An 18,336-nucleotide genomic window follows, 5' to 3' on the forward strand; every position below is an offset into this window, starting at 1 on the left:
CGATAGCTGCCGTGCTCCTGGCGGTCCTCGCCGCAAATGTCGTCCTGGCGCAGTCTCCCGGGGGTACCGGGTATGACGTGACGGGGGTCGACGTCGACGTGAGCGGGGCGGATGCCGTGCAGGCAAGGGCACAGGGAATCCGCGAGGCGCGGCGCAAGGCGTTCGGCCTTCTCGTGAACCGGCTGGTGCCCGCGGAAGATCGTGCACGGTTGCCGCAGATCGACGATGCCCAGCTCGAGAACATGGTGCGCGGCATCGAATTCGTCCGTGAGCGTCCGGCGCCCGGCCGCTACAGCGCCACCTTGAACGTGGTCTTCGTGCCCGATGCCGTGAAATCGTACCTGAGTGGGGCGGGCGCAAAGATTGTCGAGACCGTGTCGCGGCCGGCGCTGGTGATCCCGCTGTGGAAGGGTCCCGCCGGGTTGGAGTCGCTCAACGACCGCAACGCCTGGCGCGAGGCCTGGCAGCAGCTCGACACGGCCGGCAGCGCAGTCCCGGTCACCCTGCTGCGCGGTGACCCGACCGACCAGGGCGTGCTCTCGGCCGAGCAGGCCTATGTCGGCGACGTGTCCGCGCTGGCCCGACTGAACGAGCGCTATCGGGCGCCCACGATCATCGTGGCCACCGTCGAGGGCGACAAGGCCAGCGGCGGGCTCACGGTGCGCGGCATGCGCTACGACACCCAGACGGGTGCCCGCAGCGAGATTCCGCCCATGCCGGTCGCCAGCGCGGCCGACCTGCCGGCGGCGGTGAAGGCAATCCATGCCAAGGCCGACCAGGACTGGCGCAGCATCGGCACGGTGCGGCGCGATTCGCAGGATTCCCTGGATGTCGTCGTTCCGATCCGCGCGCTCGGCGACTGGGTGCAGGTGAGGCAACGGCTCGGGGCGATCCCGGCCGTGAAATCCATGACGGTGAAGTCGCTCGAGTCGGACCGTGCAGAACTGAGACTCGAGTTTTTCGGCTCGCCAGAAGAGTTGCAGCGCACGCTTTCCCAAGCGGGCCTGAGCCTCTCCCTGGAGGCGGGGCAGTGGCAGTTGCAAGCGCGTTAGACGCGCATCAGGGAGTCTGACGGATGGGGCAAACCCTCACGACGGGGCGCTGGATCTTCTGGGTCGGGGCAGCCGCGATCTTCCTGGTGCTCCTGTGGCTGCTCAGCGACATCCTGCTGCCGTTCGTCGTCGGCATGGTCGTGGCCTACTTCCTCGACCCGGTGGTGGTGCGACTGCAGCGCGCCGGCTTGTCGCGGGCGATGGCCACCACGGTCGTGACGATCGTGGCCGTGCTGGTGGGCGTGGGCGTGGTGATGGCGATCCTGCCGCCGCTGTTCGGGCAGATCCAGTCGCTGATCACCAGCGCGCCCGAATACATCGTGAAGGCGCTTGGCCGCATCCAGCCGCTGCTCGAACCGCTGCGTATCAGGCTCGGCCTCGAGCCGCTCAGCCTGCACGACCTGCAGTCCGAGGCGACGCAGTGGGCGGGGAAGGGGCTGGCCGTCGCGGGAGGGGTCGCAGGCGCGCTCGCCAAGCGCGGCGTGGCGGTCATCAACCTGCTCGGCCTGCTCTTCATCACGCCCGTGGTCACGTTCTACATGCTGCGGGACTGGGAGAAGCTGTTGGCGGCAATCGACGGCGCCCTTCCGCTCGAGCACGCCGACACGATCCGAAAGCTTACCGCCGAATCCAATGCCGCCATCGCCGGTTTCGTGCGGGGCCAGGCCCTGGTCTGCCTGGCCCTGGGGACGTTCTACGGCATCGGCCTCACGCTGGTGGGACTGCAGTTCGGCCTCGTCATCGGGCTCATCGCCGGTGCCATTTCCTTCGTGCCCTTCGTCGGCACGTTCGTGGGCGGGGTGATGGCGCTCGGCATGGCGCTGGCGCAGTTCCCGCCGGACTGGATCGGTGTCGTCAAGGTCGGTGCGGTGTTCGTGGTCGGCCAGATGCTGGAGGGCAATTTCCTTTCGCCCAAGCTGGTCGGCGATCGCGTCGGGCTGCATCCGGTCTGGATCATGTTCGCGCTGTTGGCCGGCGGCTCGCTGTTCGGCTTCACCGGGGTGCTGATCGCCGTTCCGGTTGCGGCGATCCTCGGCGTGGTCGCGCGCCACTTCATCGCCCGCTATCGCGAGAGTGAACTCTATCGCGGCAGCGCGCCCAGTTGAGCCGGCCCATGGCAAACCAGCTCACCCTGGACCTGGCCCTGCCACCGCCGACCTACGCCCGGGAAGATTTCGTCGTGGCCGATGGAAACCGCGAGGCGCTGGCGTGGATCGACCGCTGGCCGGACTGGCCGGCACCGGCCTTGTCGCTGAGCGGCCCGACCGGCTGCGGCAAGACCCATCTTGGGCGCATCTGGGCGGCTCGCAGCGGTGCGACCGTGATGGCCGGCCGCGATCTGGAGGGCAAGAGCGTCGCCGATCTCACGGATCTCGCGGCGGCCTCGCCCGCAATCCTGATCGAGGCGGCGGAGCAGGCGCCAGAGCGTGGTCTGTTCCACCTGTACAATCTCGTGCGCGAGCGCGGCGGCCACATGCTGCTGCTCTCCGGTGAACCGCCCGCCCGCTGGTCGATCGCGTTGCCCGACCTCGCCTCGCGGCTGCGTGCCGCACCGGCCGTGGCGGTCGCGCCGCCGGATGACGAGCTGCTGGGATCGATCATCCTGAAGCAATTGGCGGACAGGCAATTGCACGCGGGCGCGGGCGTCGTGCAGTATCTCGTCTCGCACATGGAGCGATCGGCCGATGCGGCACGGCGTGTCGTGGCCGGGCTCGATCGGCGAGCCTTGATAGAGCGGCGCGAAATAGATCGCCGCCTGGCGATGGACGTGCTGGCGGATCTCGCCGGCGCTTCGTGAGAAGGAAGAAGCCATGAAGACGATCCTCGCGGTTTGCGCGCTCAGCCTTCTGGCCTCGGTGGCATCGGCGCAGCAGGGGACGGTAATGGGAACCTGGCTCTCGGAGTCGGGCGTTGCCCAGATCAAGATCGGCCCCTGCCCGGATGCCGCGGCGGGACCCCTCTGCGGCTTCGTCGTGAACCTGATCGATCCGAGGGGCCCGGATGGAGCTGCCGTCGCTCCCGATGCCGCCACCGACTATCGCAACGAGAACCCGGCACTGCGCACCCGCAAGGTGATCGGCATGCCGCTGATCTGGGGATTCAAGAAGGCCGCCGAACCCAACACCTACGAGGACGGCAAGGTCTACAACGGCGAGGACGGCAAGACCTACAGCGCCAACATCAGCCTCCAACCGGACGGCAGGCTGCGCCTGCGCGGTTTCGTCGGGACGCCGATGTTCGGCAAGACACAGTTCTGGACACGTGTGAACTAGAGAGGAAACGCAAATGGACATGGGCATCAAGGGCCGCAAGGCCATCGTCTGCGCGGCGAGCAAGGGATTGGGCAAGGGCTGCGCGATGGCGCTGGCGGGCGAGGGCGTCGATCTGGTGATCAACGCGCGCACCAAGTCGGAGCTCGACGCGACGGCGGAAGAGATCAGGACGAAGTACGGCGTGAACGTCACGGCGGTCGCCGTCGACGTCACGACCGAGGAGGGCCGCAAGCAGGTCCTGGCGGCCTGTCCCGAACCCGACATCATCGTAAACAATGCCGGCGGCCCGCCGCCGGGCAACTTCCGGGACTGGAACCGTGAGGACTGGATCAAGGCGCTCGACGCCAACATGCTGACGCCCATCGAGTTCATCAAGGCGAGCGTCGACGGCATGATGAAGCGCGGCTTCGGGCGCATCGTGAACATCACCTCGAGCTCGGTGAAGGCGCCGATCGACATTCTGGGCCTCAGCAACGGCGCGCGGTCGGGCCTCACGGGCTTCGTGGCCGGCGTCGCGCGCACGACGATCCGTCACGGCGTGACGATCAACGGCCTGCTGCCGGGACCCTTCGACACCGACCGTCTGCGCGACACGACCAAGGCGCGTGCGGCAAAGGCGGGGCGCAGCTTCGAGGAAGAGTACGCGGCCGGCGCCAAGGCGCATCCCGCCGGCCGCTTCGGCACGGCCGAGGAGTTCGGCATGATGTGCGCGTTCCTGTGCAGCGTTCACGCGGGCTACATGACCGGCCAGAACATCCTGATGGATGGCGGCCAGTATCCCGGTACCTACTGACGGGTCAGCGCGGGTCGAGATCGCGCGGCCGGACGAAGGCCAGAAGCTCGCAGGTTCCCGGAGCCAGGGCGCTCCAGGGGCCTTGCGGAAGAGTGAGCAGGGCGAGCGTGCCCGTGGGATATTTGTCCTGCAGGCGTTGCAGTGCCTCCGGCGGGCCCAGTCCCGCCAGAGCGACCGCGAGTTCGCCGATACCTTCGTTGTGACCGATCAGCATGACGGTCTCGACGTCGTCCGAGAGGGCCTGCAGGCGCTCCAGGAGTTCGCTCTCGGAGGCGAGGTAGAGCTGCTTCTCGAGCGAGATCGGCGGCGTGGGACTGCCGAGGCTCTTCACGAGCGGCGCCAGCGTCTGGCGCGTCCGGGCTGCCGTGGAACACAGGATCAGCCCGGGGCGCGGCGCCTTGGCGGCGATGTGGTCGGCCATCGATTGGGCCGCGCGCTCGCCGCGATCGTTGAGGGGCCGATCGTGATCGCTCTGCTGCGGCGTGTTCCAGGCGGATTTTGCGTGGCGCAGGAGGAGAATGTTCTTCACGCCCGTCATTCCAATAAATCCAACAGGAACAATGGTTTAGTTAAATGCCATGACAGGGTCATGTGGAGACGCTACCGTTCCTGTGCATAATTTCAGGGAGAGTGCCCCCGCAGGGGTCCACATGGACGCGCTCAACTCCGCCGATCCGGCTTCGCTCGAAATACCACCCGATAGCCCCCGACGCTTCATCAATCGTGAACTGTCGTGGCTGGCTTTCAACACCCGCGTGCTGGAGGAGGCGACCAACACGCGCCATCCGCTGCTGGAACGGGTGCGCTTCCTGTCGATCTCGGCGGCGAACCTCGACGAGTTCTACATGGTCCGGGTCGCGGGTCTGGTCGACATGCTGCAGACACGGTCGACGATGCTGAGCGATGATGGCATGACGCCGGCGGAACAACTCGTGGCGATCCGCGAACGCGCCTCGGCCCTGATGGCCCATCAACAGGATGTCTGGGCGTCGCTGCAGGACGATCTGCGCGAAGCGGGTATCGCCGTGCTGGACGCGGGTGAACTCACGGAGGCGGAGCGGAGCTGGCTCGATACCTATTTCATCGACCAGGTCTTCCCGATCCTCACGCCGCTGGCGATCGACCCGGCGCATCCGTTTCCCTTCATTCCCAATGGCGGCTTCTCGGCCATTCTTAAGCTGCAGCGGCGTGACGATCGCCGTCCGCTGATGGCCTTGCTGCCGTTGCCGCCGCAGGTCGACCGCTTCGTGCGCCTGCCGGGCCCGGAGATCCGCTTCCTGCCGCTCGAGGATCTGATCGACATCTACCTGCCGCGCCTGTTCCCCGGTTACGAAGTGATCGAACGGGCCTTCTTCCGTGTGATCCGCGACAGCGACGTCGAGATCAACGAGGAGGCCGAGGACCTCGTCCTGCTCTACGAGAGCGCGCTGAAGCGCCGCCGCCGGGGCGACCTGATCTCCATCTCGGTCAACAGTGCCATGCCCGCCGAGCTGCGCGACTTCCTGTTCGACCAGCTCGAGATTCCAGAGCAGACCCAGACCGTCCATGTCTTCCACCTCGACCGCATGCTGAACATCGGCGACGTGAAGGCGGTGATCATCGACGACCGGGCCGACCTCAAGTTCGCGCCCTACAATGCGCGCTTTCCCGAGCGCATCCGCGATTTCGGCGGTGACTGCTTTGCCGCGATCCGTGCCAAGGACATCGTCGTCCACCATCCCTACGAAAGTTTCGACGTCGTGGTGCAGTTCCTGCGCCAGGCGGCGCGCGATCCCGCGGTCGTGGCGATTAAGCAGACGCTCTACCGAACGAGCGCCGATTCGCCGATCGTCAAGGAACTGATCGCAGCGGCCGAGGCGGGCAAGACGGTTTCGGCGCTGGTCGAGCTCAAGGCGCGCTTCGACGAGGAGGCCAACATCCGCTGGGCGCGCGATCTCGAGCGCGCGGGTGTGCAGGTGGTCTATGGCTTCATCGACCTCAAGACGCACGCCAAGGTGTCGATGGTGGTCCGTCGCGAGGCGCAGTCGATCCGCACCTATGTGCATTTCGGCACGGGCAACTATCACCCGATCACCGCGCGCATCTACACCGACCTGTCGTTCTTCACCTGCGATCCCGCGATGTGCCGCGACGCGGCGCGCCTGTTCAACTACATGACCGGCTACGCACGGCCCGAGCAGATGGAGAAGATCGCGTTTGCGCCGGTGACGTTGCGGCCGACCCTCTACAGCCTCATCGACGCCGAGATCGCCAACGCCAAGGCGGGCAAACCGGCAGCGATCTGGGCCAAGCTCAACTCGCTGGTCGATGGTGCGTTGATCGATCGCCTCTACGCGGCATCGAACGCCGGTGTGCAGATCGATCTGGTCGTGCGCGGCATCTGCTGCCTCAGGCCCGGCGTTCAGGGGCTCAGCGAGCATATCCGCGTCAAGAGCATGGTCGGGCGTTTCCTGGAGCATGCGCGCATCATCTGCTTCGGCAACGGCCGGTCGTTGCCGTCGATGGATGCCAAGGTCTTCCTGTCCTCCGCCGACTGGATGCCGCGCAACCTCGACCGTCGCGTCGAACTGCTGTGCCCGGTCGAGAACCAGACCGTGCGTGAACAGGTCCTCGACCAGATCATGGTGGCCAACCTGAAGGACGACGGCCAGAGCTGGCTGATGTCACAGGACGGTAACTATCACCGCCCGCAGACCGGCAAGGAACCCTTCATCGCGCATCACTACTTCATGACGAATCCATCGCTCTCCGGGCGCGGGAGCGCGCTGAAGCTGAGCGGTGCGGTGCCGCGACTGGTGCTGAGCTCCTGAACGGGCCAGCGGCGTCGGGTCGCGCCCATGGCGGCGCTGTAATCCGTCCCGGTTTCGGCTAGAGGGAGCGCGCATGGACGGCCATCCGACCACGGGCGCCACCGCCTCGCGCGACTCTCTCCACAAGGGTCGCGTTGGCATCATCGACGTCGGCTCGAATTCGATCCGACTCGTCGTCTACGAGCGCGCGAGCCGTGCGCCGTTGCCGGTCTTCAACGAGAAGGTGCTGTGCGGTCTGGCGCGTGGCCTCGACGCCACCGGGCGCCTCAATCCCGAAGGCGTCGAGATGGCGCTGGCCAACATCGACCGCTTTGCGACGCTGGCGCACAACATGAAGGTCACGTCGCTGGACTTGCTTGCCACCGCCGCCGTGCGCGACGCGGCTGATGGCGCCGATTTCATGCGGGAGCTGGCGAGTCGTCCGGGCATCGTCGCTCATACGGTGAGCGGCCAGGACGAGGCGCGCTACTCGGGCTACGGCGTGATGTGCGGCATGCCCGGTGCCGAGGGCGTCATGGGCGATCTGGGGGGCGGCAGTCTCGAACTGGCGTCGCTCTCCCAGGGGCGTCTCGGCTCTTCGACCACACTGCCAGTGGGACCTCTGCGCCTCATGTCCTCGGGCAAGGGCGACCCCCGCAAGGCCATCGTCGATGCGATCGAGGGCGTGCGCTGGCTGCGCGAGGAGCCGGGCAAGACCTTCTATGCGGTCGGCGGGGCATGGCGCGCTTTTGCCCGTCTGCACATGGAGCAGGCGGGCTACCCGCTGCACATCATCCATCAGTACGAAATCCCGGCCGACGAGGCGCGGGCGGTGGCCCGGCTGATCGCCGTGCAAAGTCCCAAGTCGCTGGAAAAGATGCCCGGCGTCTCGCGTCGCCGGGTCGACACGCTGCCGCTCGCCTGCCTGGCGCTCGACAGGTTGCTGGCGGTTCTGAAACCGAAAACCGTCGTCTTCTCGGCCTTTGGCCTGCGCGAGGGTTTCTATTATTCGCGGCTGAGCGAGCAGGAGCGGGCCCGTCATCCGCTGATTGCCTTCGCCGAGGAGCAGGGCGAGAGCTGGCACCGCTTCGATCTCTCGCCGCAAGAAATCTTCGACTGGCTGTCGCCGGCTTTTGCCGGCGAGAGCGAGAGCGAACGGATCCTGCGCACGGCCGCCTGCCACCTCAGCGACATCTCGTGGGACGACCATCCCGACTATCGCGCCGACCAGGCCTATTTCCGCGTACTGCACCTGCCGGCGCCGGGGATGAGCCACCGCGAGCGCGCCGTCCTCGCGATGACGCTCACCTATCGCTACAAGAGCGACCCCAAGGCGGCGATGATCGACACGGCGTTGCGCCTGACCGACAGCAAGGGCCGCAGCTTCGCCCGGCGTCTCGGCGCCTGCCTGCGGCTGGCCTACAATCTGAGCGGCGGCGCTCCCGGCCTGCTGCCACAGCTGCAGCTTCGCCGGACGGAGCGGGAGCTGCGGCTGCTGGTGCCGACCGCCCTCAAGAGGAGCCTGGGAGACGTCACAGCGCGGCGGCTCGAGACCGCCGCCCAGGCCTTCGAACTCAAGCCGATGATCGTGACCGCCTAGGGGTCAGGACGACGGCGTCAGCTGGACGAGTTTCGGCTGGTCGCCGTTCAGCGCCAGCGCCAGCCGGCCCTCGATCAAGTCTACAGCGTCCGACCCGAACACTTCCTGCCGCCAGCCCTTGAGCGCCGCGATGTCGCGTTGGCCGGCGGCCAGACGGTCCAGCTCGTCGGCACTGGCCACCAGGCGACCCGCCACGCCGGCCTGTTCCGCCTTCAGCCGCAGCAGCGTGCGCAGGAGGTCGACGATGGCTCCGGGCGCCCGGATCTGTTCGGGTGCCTTGTCGCGGACCGGCAGTTCCGACTCGGGCAGCGCCCGGGCGCGTTCGATGGCTTCCATCAGTTCCCGGCCCTGCCAGCCTTCTGCGAAGCCCCGGCCGAGGCCGCGCGTCGCCGCGAGTTCCTCAATCGACTTCGGCGCATGGGCCGCGATCTCCAGCAACTGCTCGTCTCGTACGAGGCGCTGGCGGGGAATGTCGATGCGCTGCGCCGTCCGCTCGCGCCACGCCGCGACCTCCTTCAATATCGCCATGACACGCGGGGAGGCCCCACGGGGCTTCAGCCGGCGCCAGGCCTGCTCGGGATCGGCTCGATAGATGGCGGGATCGTTCAGGATCGCCATCTCCTCGGAGATCCAGGACAGTCGGCCGGTCTTGTCGAGCTGCTTCTTCAGCTTCTCGTAGACGACCCGCAGATGGGTGACGTCCGAGAGCGCGTAGGTGATCTGGCGCTCGCTGAGCGGCCGGCGGCTCCAGTCGGTGAACCGGCTCGACTTGTCGATCTTGGCCTTGGCAAGACGCGTCGCAAGCGATTCGTAGGAGGCGGCTTCGCCGTGGCCGCAGACCATGGCGGCGACCTGGGTGTCGAACAGCGGTCCCGGCACCTTCTGGAGGCGCAAATAGAAGATTTCCAAGTCCTGGCGGGCCGCATGGAAGACCTTTAGGACCTTGGGGTTGAGCATCAGCTCGTCCAGCGGGGCGAGATCGATGCCCTCGGCCAGCGTGTCGATCGCGGCCGCGTCGTCGGGGCCGGCGACCTGGGCCAGGCAGAGCTTGGGCCAATAGGTCCGCTCACGCATGAACTCGGTGTCGACGGCGACAAACTCGGTATCGGCGAGGGGCTTGCAGAATGCCGCCAACTCGTCAGTCGTGGTGATGAGCTTCATTAGGGACGATCTATAGACCCCGCGGCGCCTCCGGCAAAGTTGTCGTGAGCGGGAACCGGCCATTCCCTTGACTTGCCTCGGCTTTCGGTGCCTTTTGCCGGGCCTCCAAACCCGGAAAAACGTAATGTCTTCAGTCTACCGAACCCATACGTGCGGCCAGCTGCGGCCCGAGCATGTCGGCCAGCAGGCCCGTCTGTCAGGCTGGGTGCAGCGCAAGCGCGACCATGGCAACCTGCTGTTCATCGACCTGCGCGACCACTATGGCGTGACCCAGGTGGTGGTGGACGTGTCGAGCCCGGTCTTCAAGGCCGCCGAGGCCGTTCGCACCGAAAGCGTGATCACGGTGTCGGGCAAGGTGGTGGCCCGCGAGGCCTCGACCGTGAACGCCAGGCTGGCGACCGGCGCCGTCGAACTCGATGCCGCCGACCTGATCGTGCAGTCCATGGCCGATCCGCTGCCGATCCCGGTCTACCAGGAAAACGACACCACGCCGGAGGAGCTGCGGCTCAAGTACCGCTTCCTCGACCTGCGCAAGGAAAAGCTGCACAAGAACATCATTCTGCGCAGCCAGGTGATCGCGAGCCTGCGCCGGCGGATGATCGACCAGGGCTTCACGGAGTTCCAGACGCCGATCCTGACAGCCGACAGCCCCGAGGGCGCGCGCTCCTACCTGGTGCCGAGCCGGCTCCATCCCGGGAAGTTCTACGCGCTGCCGCAGGCGCCGCAGATGTTCAAGCAGCTCCTGATGGTGTCGGGCTTCGACCGCTACTTCCAGATCGCTCCCTGTTTTCGCGACGAGGATGCCCGCGCCGACCGCTCGCCGGGCGAGTTCTACCAGCTCGATTTCGAGATGAGCTTCGTCACCCAGGACGACGTGTTCGAGGCGATCGAGCCTGTGCTGGGCGGCGTCTTCCAGGAGTTCGCGTCGTTCAACCGCGAGACGCCGCGCAAGGTTTCGGCCTTCCCGTTCCCGCGCATTCCCTTCGCCGAGGCACTTCTGAGCTTCGGAACGGACAAGCCCGACCTGCGCAACCCGCTGCGCATCTTCGAGGTGGGCGAGGTCTTCGCCGGCTCCGACTTCAAGGTGTTTGCCGGTATCGTCGCCAAGGGCGGCGTGGTCCGTGCGATCCGGGCGCCCAAGGCCGCCAGCCAGCCGCGCAGCTTCTTCGACAAGCTGAACAGCTGGGCGCAAGGCGAGGGTAAGCCCGGCCTCGGCTACATCACGCTGGAAAACGGCGCGGGGAAGGGGCCGATCGCCAAGTTCGTCGCCGACGAGCGGTTGGCGAAACTGAAGGAACTGACGGGCGCCGAGGACGGCGATTCGCTGTTCTTCGTGGCGGACCAGGCCGACACCGCGTGGAAGTTCGCCGGCCAGGCGCGGACCAAGATCGGGCAGGAACTGGGCGTGATCGCCGAGGACGAGTTCGCGCTCTGCTGGGTCGTCGATTTCCCGATGTTCGAGTACGACGACAAGCTGAAGAAGATCGACTTCAGCCATAACCCGTTCTCGATGCCGCAGGGCGGTCTTGAGGCACTGGAGACGCAGGACCCGCTCACCATCAAGGCCTGGCAGTACGACATCGTCTGCAACGGCATCGAACTGTGCTCGGGCGCGATCCGGAACCACAAGCCGGACATCATGTACAAGGCGTTCGGCATTGCGGGCTACAGCAACGAAGAGGTCGAGGCGCGCTTCGGCGGCATGCTGAACGCATTCAAGTTCGGCGCCCCGCCGCACGGCGGCGCGGCTCCGGGCGTCGACCGCATCGTCATGCTGCTGGCCGACGAGCCGAACATCCGCGAGATCATCACCTTCCCGATGAATCAGTCGGCCGTCGACCTGATGATGGATGCCCCGGCCGAGGTGCCGTCCGAGAAGCTGCGCGAGCTGCATATCGGGCTGCGCCTCCCGCCGCCCAAAAAGGACTAGCTCAGGCAGGAAGAGTGCAAATTGACTGAACGGGCAAGGTTCAGTACGATCAATGAGTTAAAGTCTTTTTATAAAGAAGATTATGAGCTCATTTCAGCTCTCCTGGTTCCTGCTGCCGATGGTGGTGGGAATGGCTCTTCTGACAAGTGCCTGTGGTGTGCCCGTCGCCGTTTCGGCGGCGAGCTACGCGGCCGATGGAGGCATGCTTGCAGCCTCGGACAAGACGTCGACCGACCACGTCTACTCGGTCGTGACCAAGCAGGATTGCGCGATGTGGCGCATCTTCAGGGGCCGGCAGATCTGCACGGCCCGCGTCGACGGCAAGGACCCCTATAACACCGACTATACCCAGCCCCAGCGCTCGGTCTCGGAGAGCGGCGTCGAATATTCCGCGCCGCTCCGCCCGGCACCAGACGCGCCGGCCGTGAGCTGGGATGCTGCGGCCTACAAGACCACACCGCCCCCGCCAACGCCGCCCGCAGCGGAAGGGCCTATGACGGCGACCGTCGAACCGGCCGCGCCGGCGACGGCCGCACCGGCAGTCACGCCCAAATCCAAGAAGGCCAGGACGGTTCAGCGCTCGGCTAAGAAGCCTTTACGAGGTCCGGCGGCATCTGCCCCCTGAGCAGGAAGGCCTCGAGATTGTCGAGCGCCTTGAAGCCCATCGCATTGCGGGTCTCGACCGTGGCCGAACCCATGTGCGGCAGCAGGAACGCGTTCTCGAGCCCGTAGTAGCCCTGATTTATCCGCGGCTCACCGTCGAACACATCGAGGCCGGCCGAGGCGAGGTGACCGCTCTTCAGGGCGGCGATCAGGGCCTCATCGTCCACGACGCCGCCGCGTGCCGTGTTCACCACGATCGCGCCCTTGGGAAGCTTGGCGATACGTTCGGCATTCACCCATTTGGCCGTCGCAGGCGTCATCGGGGCGTTGATCGACAGGAAGTCGCAATAGGGCAGCATGTCGTCGGGATTGGCGTGGAACACCGCGCCCTTCTCGAGGTCGGGCGCCAGCCGGCTGCGGTTGGAATAGTGGATCTGCATCCGGAAGGCGCGGGCGCGATCGGCCGTCGCCTGTCCAATGCGCCCCATGCCGAGGATACCCAGTCTCTTGCCCGTAACGTGGGTGCCCATGAGCTGCGTCGGCGTCCAGCCAACCCAGTTGTGGGTCCGCAGCATGGCTGCGCCTTCGTGCGCCCGGCGGGCTGCCCCCAGCAGACAGAGCATCGTGATGTCCGCGGTTGCGTCGGTGAGCACGTCGGGCGTGTTGCTGACCACGATGTTGCGCTTGGCTGCGGCTGCCACGTCGACATGCTCGTACCCGACCGAGAAGGTGGCGATCATGCGCACCGAGGCGGGCAGGGCGGCGATTGTTGCGGCATTCAGCGCGTCGCCGGCGGCGCACATGATGCCGTCGAAGCCTGCCGAAGCTTGGGCGAGCGCCGGGCCGTCATAGAGCCGGTCCTCCGGGTTGAGCTGCGCGTCAAAATTTGCCGCAAGACGGGCTTCGACCTCAGGCGGGAAGTGCCGGGTGGCGATAACCCGGGGCTTGGCTTTGCTCATTGACGATATCCTCCCTGTGCAGCCCTGACGCAGGCGATCATTCTGGTATTCCGCGCGCATGGATATTACGCTTGTCCGTCCGGCTACAAGGCCTAGCCTCTCAAGCCATCGTCAGTTGACCACGTATAGTATTCGCCGTCCTCGCGTCCAAACAGCGGTCGTCCTCGCTGCCGTCGCCGTTCTGCTGCTGCTGGGCCTGTGGATAAGCGGCGCCCGGGCGCAACAGGCGGAGCAGCCGCTCGTGCCGCATCGTGCGACGTACGACATGAAATTGTCGGTGGCACGCCCCAACAGCGGGATCGTGGAGGTGAACGGGCGCATGGTGCTGGAGACCGTCGAGGCCTGCGAAGGCTGGGAGGTCAAGCAGCGCATCAAGCTGACGTTCCTGCGCAACGATGGGGACGAGTTCACGACCGATTCGAGCTTCACGAGCTACGAGACCAAGGACGGCCTCTCGTTGCGGTTCAGCGTCCGCAATATCCAGGACAACGAAGTCGAGGAGGAGTTGCGAGGCAATGCCGATCTCGATGCACCGGGGGCCAAGGGGCGGGCGAGTTTCACGCTTCCGGAGGCGCGGAGCTTCGAGCTTCCCGCCGGAACCCTGTTCCCGACGACGCATCTCGCACTGATCCTTCGCCACGCCCGCGACGGCGACAAGTCGGCGTCCTATCTGGTGTTCGACGGAGCGCGTCTCGACGGGGCCTTCCAGGTGAATGCGGTGATCGGCAGACCGCCGCGGCAGACCGGCGCGCCGGTGGTGCGCGGGGACGTGGCGCTGCTTCGCAACCAACCCGCATGGAGCGTGCGGTTCGCCTTCTTCGCCACCGGTGACCAGGGTGCCCATCCGGAGTACGAATTGGCCCTCGACTTGCTGGGGAACGGCATCGCCCGCTCGATGCTGTTGGACTACGGTGACTTCGCCGTGGATTCCCGTCTCGTTCAACTTCAAGCCCTGCCGAGGCCACGATGCTGATCCGTCCCCTGCTTGTGCCTGTTGCCGGTCTTCTCCTCTTCGCGGCTCCGGCGACGGCGCAGGAGATGGTTCCTCATCGGGCCGTTTACGATGTCACCGCGATCGAGAACGGCAAGCCGACCGGCAACACGCCCGGCACCTACGCCTACGAACTGAAGCTCACGTGTGACGGCTACGTGATTTACCAGCGTCTTCGCCTGGAGACCGCCGGCCAGCGCTCCGCGGTGGTGAGCGAGCAGCAGACGCAAATGACCGAGAGCAAGGATGGAAGGAAGCTGACCTTCGAGCATCGCTCCGTCACGGGCGGCAAGCAGACCAGTCTGCTGAAGGGTGAGGCGACCATGTCTGACGATGGCACGGGAGAGGCGCGTTTCAGCGATCCTCCGAACCAGACGGTTGCCCTGCCTGCCGGAACGCTGTTCCCGGTGGCGATCGCGCGCGCAACCATTCGCGCCGCCAAGGCCGGCGAGAACGGCATCGATGCGCCGTTCTTCTTCGGCGACAAGGTGAAGCCGCCGCAGCAGGTCAATGCCGTCATCGGCAAGGTGCCGCGGCGGCTGGCCGACGTGAAGATCCCGGAGGGGGCCGAGGAGCTGGTCGACGGCCGCACCCGCATCTACTACCGCGCCGGGTTCTTCGACACCGACGCCAAGGGCCAGGGCGAACCGGCCTTCGAGATGAGCAGCGTCACACTCGACAACGGCATCGAACTCTACGGCACCCACGAGCAGGGCGAGGGCGGCATCGAGTATCGAATTACGCGGCTCGAAGCGCTCCCCAAGCCCGAGTGCAAGTAGCCCCGGAACCCTAGAAGCGGACGCTGAAGCCGATGAGCGGACCGTGCAGGATCAGGTCGACGCCTTGGGTATCGAGGCCCGAGCCGGTCGTATAGCTCGTCGAGAGGGCGCGATAGCCCAGGGTGGCGCCCAGGGCGTAGCCCTGACGCTGCCAGGAGTAGGTGTAGGCCGCGATGGCCTGCCAGGCGAAGACGCTGCCCAAGCCGAACCCGCCGACATCGCCACGAATGAAGGCGTTCTGACCCGGTGCAAACTGGTGACGCAGGCGCAGGCCCACGACCGGATCGACCCAGTCGAGAGTGCCGGAGCGGGCGGTCGCCAGCCCGAACGATCGCTCGAAGCCCATGTTGTAGAGATCGGCAGTGATCGTCGCGCCGAGGTTGGCGGTGATGGAATTGTTCCAGTATCGGAAGCCGAGTAGCCCATCCAACGCCGTGAAGGAGCCCTCGCTGGAAGCCCAGCGCTTGAGTTCATAGAGCCCGCCCACCTCGACGATGGTCATCGTATAGCTGGCCTGGGCGTTGGCGACGCCGGAGACGGTGAGCTGCGGCAGCGGATTGCGGTAGCGTGCCGCGGACTTGGAGAAACCGAGGCTCGACCAGACGAGATCGCCATAGACGCTGACCGGTCCCTTGCCGGCTTCCAGGTAGCCGTTGAAGGCTGCCACCGAACTGCTGTTGTTGATGATGTCGAAGAAGCCGGCGTTGATGTCGAGGGTCTGGCCTTTGGCCGTCACGTTTCCGCTTACGCTCGTCAGCCAGCCATAGGCGGTGGCGTTGAAGCGCCACCCGTCGGCTTCTGCTTCTTCGGCCTGCGCCCCGCCTGAAGGCAGCAGTCCGAAGAGCGCGCCGGCCAGCGCCATGGCGGCGGGCCACCGGCGGCGTACCGGAACCGGGCGGTTCTCTGTTTCAGTGTTCATGCGAGCCACTTTCTCTGAAAGGGGCCAACCGACTGGGGCCGGCCTCTCTGCCTCGGTGCTTTTCCGGCGTGGATACCGCCCCTGCGATCACCTCAGCTTGCGGCAGCCTTCGGCATGTCCGCGGCCATTGTGTCGACGGGCGTGTCGGACGCCGACGGGGTGACCTGGCCCGGGTTGACGCTGGCGGTCGTCGTGTGGAGCACCACCGCAGCGCCTTCCTTGGCGAACTCGATCCCGAGGGTCGGCAGGGTATTGAACATGCGCTTGATGGCTTCGCGCTGGATTGCCGCCGGATTGCCCGGCTTGGCGGTGAACTTGAAGCGGACCAGCAGGGCGTTGTCGGTGATGTCGGCCACGCCCTGCATCTTGAAGGGCGCCAGAATATCGGACTTGATGGCCGGTATCTCCATCATGTCGGCTCCGATCTTCTTCGCCGCCTTCCGCAGCTTCTCGATGTCCGTGTCGCGGGCAAAGCGCAGGTTGAACTTCGTGGTGATCCAGTCGCGGCTGAAGTTGGTGATCTGGCCGAGCTGGCCGAACGGGATCGTATGCACCTGTCCGTTCTGGTGGCGCAGCTTGATCGAGCGCAAGGTGAAGCCCTCGACCGTACCCTTGGCTTTGCCGCAGTCGATGTACTCGCCGACGCGGAAAGCATCATCGGTCAGGTAGAAGATGCCCGACACGATATCCTTCACCAAAGTCTGGCTGCCGAACGAGATGGCGATTCCGAACACCGACGCGCCGGCGATCAGCGGCGTGATGTTCACGCCGAAATCGTCCAGCGCGATCATGACCGCCACCAGGGCGATCAGGACCGCCGCGCTCCTGCGCAGCAGCGGCATCATGGTGCTGATGCGCGAGGCGGGTGAGGCCGCCGCGTCTCCGTCGGCGATGGCCTGGGCCGCGCTCTTGTTCTTCTGACCCATGTAGGGGTCGGTCACGAACTTGAGCAGTTCCCACAGCACGAAGGCGAAGAACAGGGTGAAGCCCGCGGTGCGCGAGGAGGTCGTTAGTTGGGCCCATTCGTCTTCGCTCGCGAGGGCGAACACTTCGACGACCCAGCCTTGGGCGATCGCCACCGCGGCGGCGATGATGACGGCAACCCGGACGCAGCGCGCCACGATGTCGGGCAGGGTGGTCGTCGTTCTGCCCGCCTTGTGACTCGCGATCAGCGAGTCGAGCCGGCGCACGACGGCCTGCATGAGGGTCTCGAAGATCAGGATGCCGACCACGATGGTGAGCGTCAGCAGCATGGCGCTGGCGACGTGCGCCCGTTCCGCGATGGCCCCATAGATCTGCGTGGCGCCGAGCGCCAGAAAGAAGGCCGTGGCAAGGGGCACCCACTTGCGCCCGATGGCGCCGATCACCGGCGCGAGCGTGCCGAGGCCGACGAACCATTGACGCGCGGCCTCGCGGGATCGCAGGACCAGCCAGAGGAAGGCACAGACATAAGCCACGGCACCGACGACCTGATAGGCAATCATTGCTTCGTGGGGGGTGCCGATTGCTATCAGGACCTGGCCGAGGATGCGGCCGAGGATGATCACGAGCATGACAGCCGCGATTCGGAGGTACATCCCGCGGGCGTCCTGGTCGAGGACGTCGCAGAGACGCGCTGCCTTCAGGTTCGGCTGCAGGATGATGCGAAACACCAGCATGTAGAGACGCCAGGAGAAGATCCCCGTCAGCACCGCCGCTGCTAGTTTGTCCTGTCCGGTCGAACCGGTGAACCAGGCACCGACGGCGCCATGGCAGATGACCCAGACGGCAAGGACGCCGAGTCCGTCGAAAAGGGCCAGGGCTGAGACATGCGCCAGCGAACGAAGTCCGAATTCAGGGCCGGCATCGCTCGACAGCCGGGTCCGAAGGCTGTGCGTCAGAAGTCGCAGGACGGCCTCCGCGGCGAGCGCGGCGACTGCGACGGCTCCGAGCAGGAGCAGGAAGGTCGATGCTCCGCGGCCGCCGAGGGCGCTGCGGTCGAGCAGGCTGGGAATACTCGCGATCTTAGCCCCGAGCACGGGCAGGGCGGCCGGCAGGTGGCTGGCCATTTCAAGGAAGATGCCGAACTCGTCTGGTCGATCCTTGATCGAAGTCACGACTACCTTGGGACCGGGAGGCGGGCCCTTGCTCGACTTGGACTTGCTGGCAGCGGGCGCCGGCGCCGCAGCAGGCGCTGCCGCCGGAGTGGTCGTTACACCTTCGGCCTTTAGCTTCTCCGTCACCGAATCGCTGATCGCATCTACGAGGCTGTTGAACTGCTCCTGCGTCATTCCCGGCGGAGGCGAGGCGGGCGTTTGGGCACTTGCAAAAGTGCAACAGCCGATCAGAGCGGCCAAGGCTATTCCACCAGAACGCAACAGGAACATGCAAGTCTCACGCGGCAAAGGAAATCAATTACAATTTAGGTTAGCTACATAACATTAGGGTTGCATTATTGCAGTAAAATTTCCTTTTGGATGAAGCTAACAAGAGGCGCGTCGCGACGCG

The 18,336-nt window shown here is 65.9% G+C and carries 16 protein-coding genes; 11 read left to right on the forward strand and 5 right to left on the reverse strand.

What is annotated here, in order from left to right; genetic code table 11:
• Window positions 1–11 precede the first annotated feature (11 nt).
• From ACQY78_RS00880 to ACQY78_RS00900, 5 genes are read left to right on the forward strand one after another with little or no spacing between them, the layout of a single operon-like run.
• Window positions 12–1,052, forward strand: a complete 1,041-nt coding sequence (locus ACQY78_RS00880) for a DUF2066 domain-containing protein (protein ID WP_428681862.1) — start codon at window positions 12–14, stop codon at window positions 1,050–1,052.
• Window positions 1,053–1,075: 23 nt separating this feature from the next.
• Window positions 1,076–2,158 (forward strand): AI-2E family transporter, encoded by a 1,083-nt coding sequence (locus tag ACQY78_RS00885; RefSeq protein ID WP_428681864.1) that lies wholly within the window; start codon window positions 1,076–1,078, stop codon window positions 2,156–2,158.
• Between the two features lie 8 nt (window positions 2,159–2,166).
• On the forward strand, window positions 2,167–2,850 hold the full coding sequence (locus ACQY78_RS00890; protein WP_428681866.1) for a hypothetical protein: 684 nt from the start codon (window positions 2,167–2,169) through the stop codon (window positions 2,848–2,850).
• Window positions 2,851–2,863: 13 nt separating this feature from the next.
• Window positions 2,864–3,325: a DUF2147 domain-containing protein gene (locus tag ACQY78_RS00895; RefSeq protein WP_428681868.1), complete on the forward strand. Its 462-nt coding sequence runs from the start codon at window positions 2,864–2,866 to the stop codon at window positions 3,323–3,325.
• A gap of 13 nt (window positions 3,326–3,338) precedes the next feature.
• Entirely contained in the window at window positions 3,339–4,118 is a 780-nt protein-coding gene (locus tag ACQY78_RS00900; RefSeq protein WP_428681870.1) for an SDR family oxidoreductase, read from the forward strand.
• A gap of 4 nt (window positions 4,119–4,122) precedes the next feature.
• Here ACQY78_RS00900 and ACQY78_RS00905 read toward each other — a convergent pair whose 3' ends face one another.
• Window positions 4,123–4,647 carry a SixA phosphatase family protein gene (locus ACQY78_RS00905; protein ID WP_428681872.1) on the reverse strand — a complete coding sequence of 175 codons (525 nt, stop codon included), beginning with the start codon at window positions 4,645–4,647 and terminating at the stop codon, window positions 4,123–4,125.
• Between the two features lie 121 nt (window positions 4,648–4,768).
• Here ACQY78_RS00905 and ACQY78_RS00910 point away from each other — a divergent pair, with 121 nt between their 5' ends.
• Both ACQY78_RS00910 and ACQY78_RS00915 read left to right on the forward strand, forming a co-directional pair.
• Window positions 4,769–6,928 (forward strand): RNA degradosome polyphosphate kinase, encoded by a 2,160-nt coding sequence (locus ACQY78_RS00910; protein WP_428681874.1) that lies wholly within the window; start codon window positions 4,769–4,771, stop codon window positions 6,926–6,928.
• 73 nt (window positions 6,929–7,001) lie between these two features.
• Complete coding sequence (locus tag ACQY78_RS00915; protein ID WP_428681876.1) at window positions 7,002–8,507, forward strand: exopolyphosphatase; 1,506 nt, start codon at window positions 7,002–7,004, stop codon at window positions 8,505–8,507.
• 3 nt (window positions 8,508–8,510) lie between these two features.
• On the opposite strand, the gene rnd is transcribed toward ACQY78_RS00915, so the two are convergent.
• Window positions 8,511–9,668, reverse strand: a complete 1,158-nt coding sequence (gene rnd, locus ACQY78_RS00920; protein ID WP_428681878.1) for a ribonuclease D — start codon at window positions 9,666–9,668, stop codon at window positions 8,511–8,513.
• 124 nt (window positions 9,669–9,792) lie between these two features.
• Between rnd and aspS the strand changes: the two genes are divergently transcribed.
• Window positions 9,793–11,598, forward strand: coding sequence for an aspartate--tRNA ligase (aspS, locus tag ACQY78_RS00925; protein ID WP_428681880.1), 1,806 nt, complete (start codon window positions 9,793–9,795; stop codon window positions 11,596–11,598).
• An 82-nt stretch (window positions 11,599–11,680) separates the two neighbouring features.
• Window positions 11,681–12,223, forward strand: coding sequence for a hypothetical protein (locus tag ACQY78_RS00930; RefSeq protein ID WP_428681882.1), 543 nt, complete (start codon window positions 11,681–11,683; stop codon window positions 12,221–12,223).
• Here ACQY78_RS00930 and ACQY78_RS00935 read toward each other — a convergent pair.
• The gene (locus ACQY78_RS00935; RefSeq protein ID WP_428681884.1) at window positions 12,183–13,160 is read right to left on the reverse strand and encodes a 2-hydroxyacid dehydrogenase; all 978 of its coding nucleotides are present in this window, start codon (window positions 13,158–13,160) and stop codon (window positions 12,183–12,185) included. The two genes, ACQY78_RS00930 and ACQY78_RS00935, sit on opposite strands and share 41 nt — an antisense overlap.
• Before the next feature lie 58 nt (window positions 13,161–13,218).
• On the opposite strand from ACQY78_RS00935, the gene ACQY78_RS00940 reads away from it, so the two are divergent.
• On the forward strand, window positions 13,219–14,133 hold the full coding sequence (locus ACQY78_RS00940) for an EipB family protein (protein WP_428681886.1): 915 nt from the start codon (window positions 13,219–13,221) through the stop codon (window positions 14,131–14,133).
• Window positions 14,127–14,930, forward strand: coding sequence for an EipB family protein (locus tag ACQY78_RS00945; protein ID WP_428681888.1), 804 nt, complete (start codon window positions 14,127–14,129; stop codon window positions 14,928–14,930). Before ACQY78_RS00940 ends, ACQY78_RS00945 begins: the two co-directional genes overlap by 7 nt.
• Before the next feature lie 10 nt (window positions 14,931–14,940).
• Here ACQY78_RS00945 and ACQY78_RS00950 read toward each other — a convergent pair whose 3' ends face one another.
• Together ACQY78_RS00950 and ACQY78_RS00955 are read right to left on the reverse strand one after the other, a co-directional pair.
• Window positions 14,941–15,849 (reverse strand): hypothetical protein, encoded by a 909-nt coding sequence (locus ACQY78_RS00950; RefSeq protein WP_428681890.1) that lies wholly within the window; start codon window positions 15,847–15,849, stop codon window positions 14,941–14,943.
• A gap of 92 nt (window positions 15,850–15,941) precedes the next feature.
• A complete protein-coding gene (locus ACQY78_RS00955) occupies window positions 15,942–18,119 on the reverse strand; it encodes a mechanosensitive ion channel family protein (RefSeq protein WP_428681892.1) in 2,178 nt (725 codons plus the stop codon).
• Window positions 18,120–18,336 lie beyond the last annotated feature (217 nt).

Source organism: Reyranella sp. (genome assembly GCF_965279625.1).
Lineage (GTDB): Bacteria > Pseudomonadota > Alphaproteobacteria > Reyranellales > Reyranellaceae > Reyranella.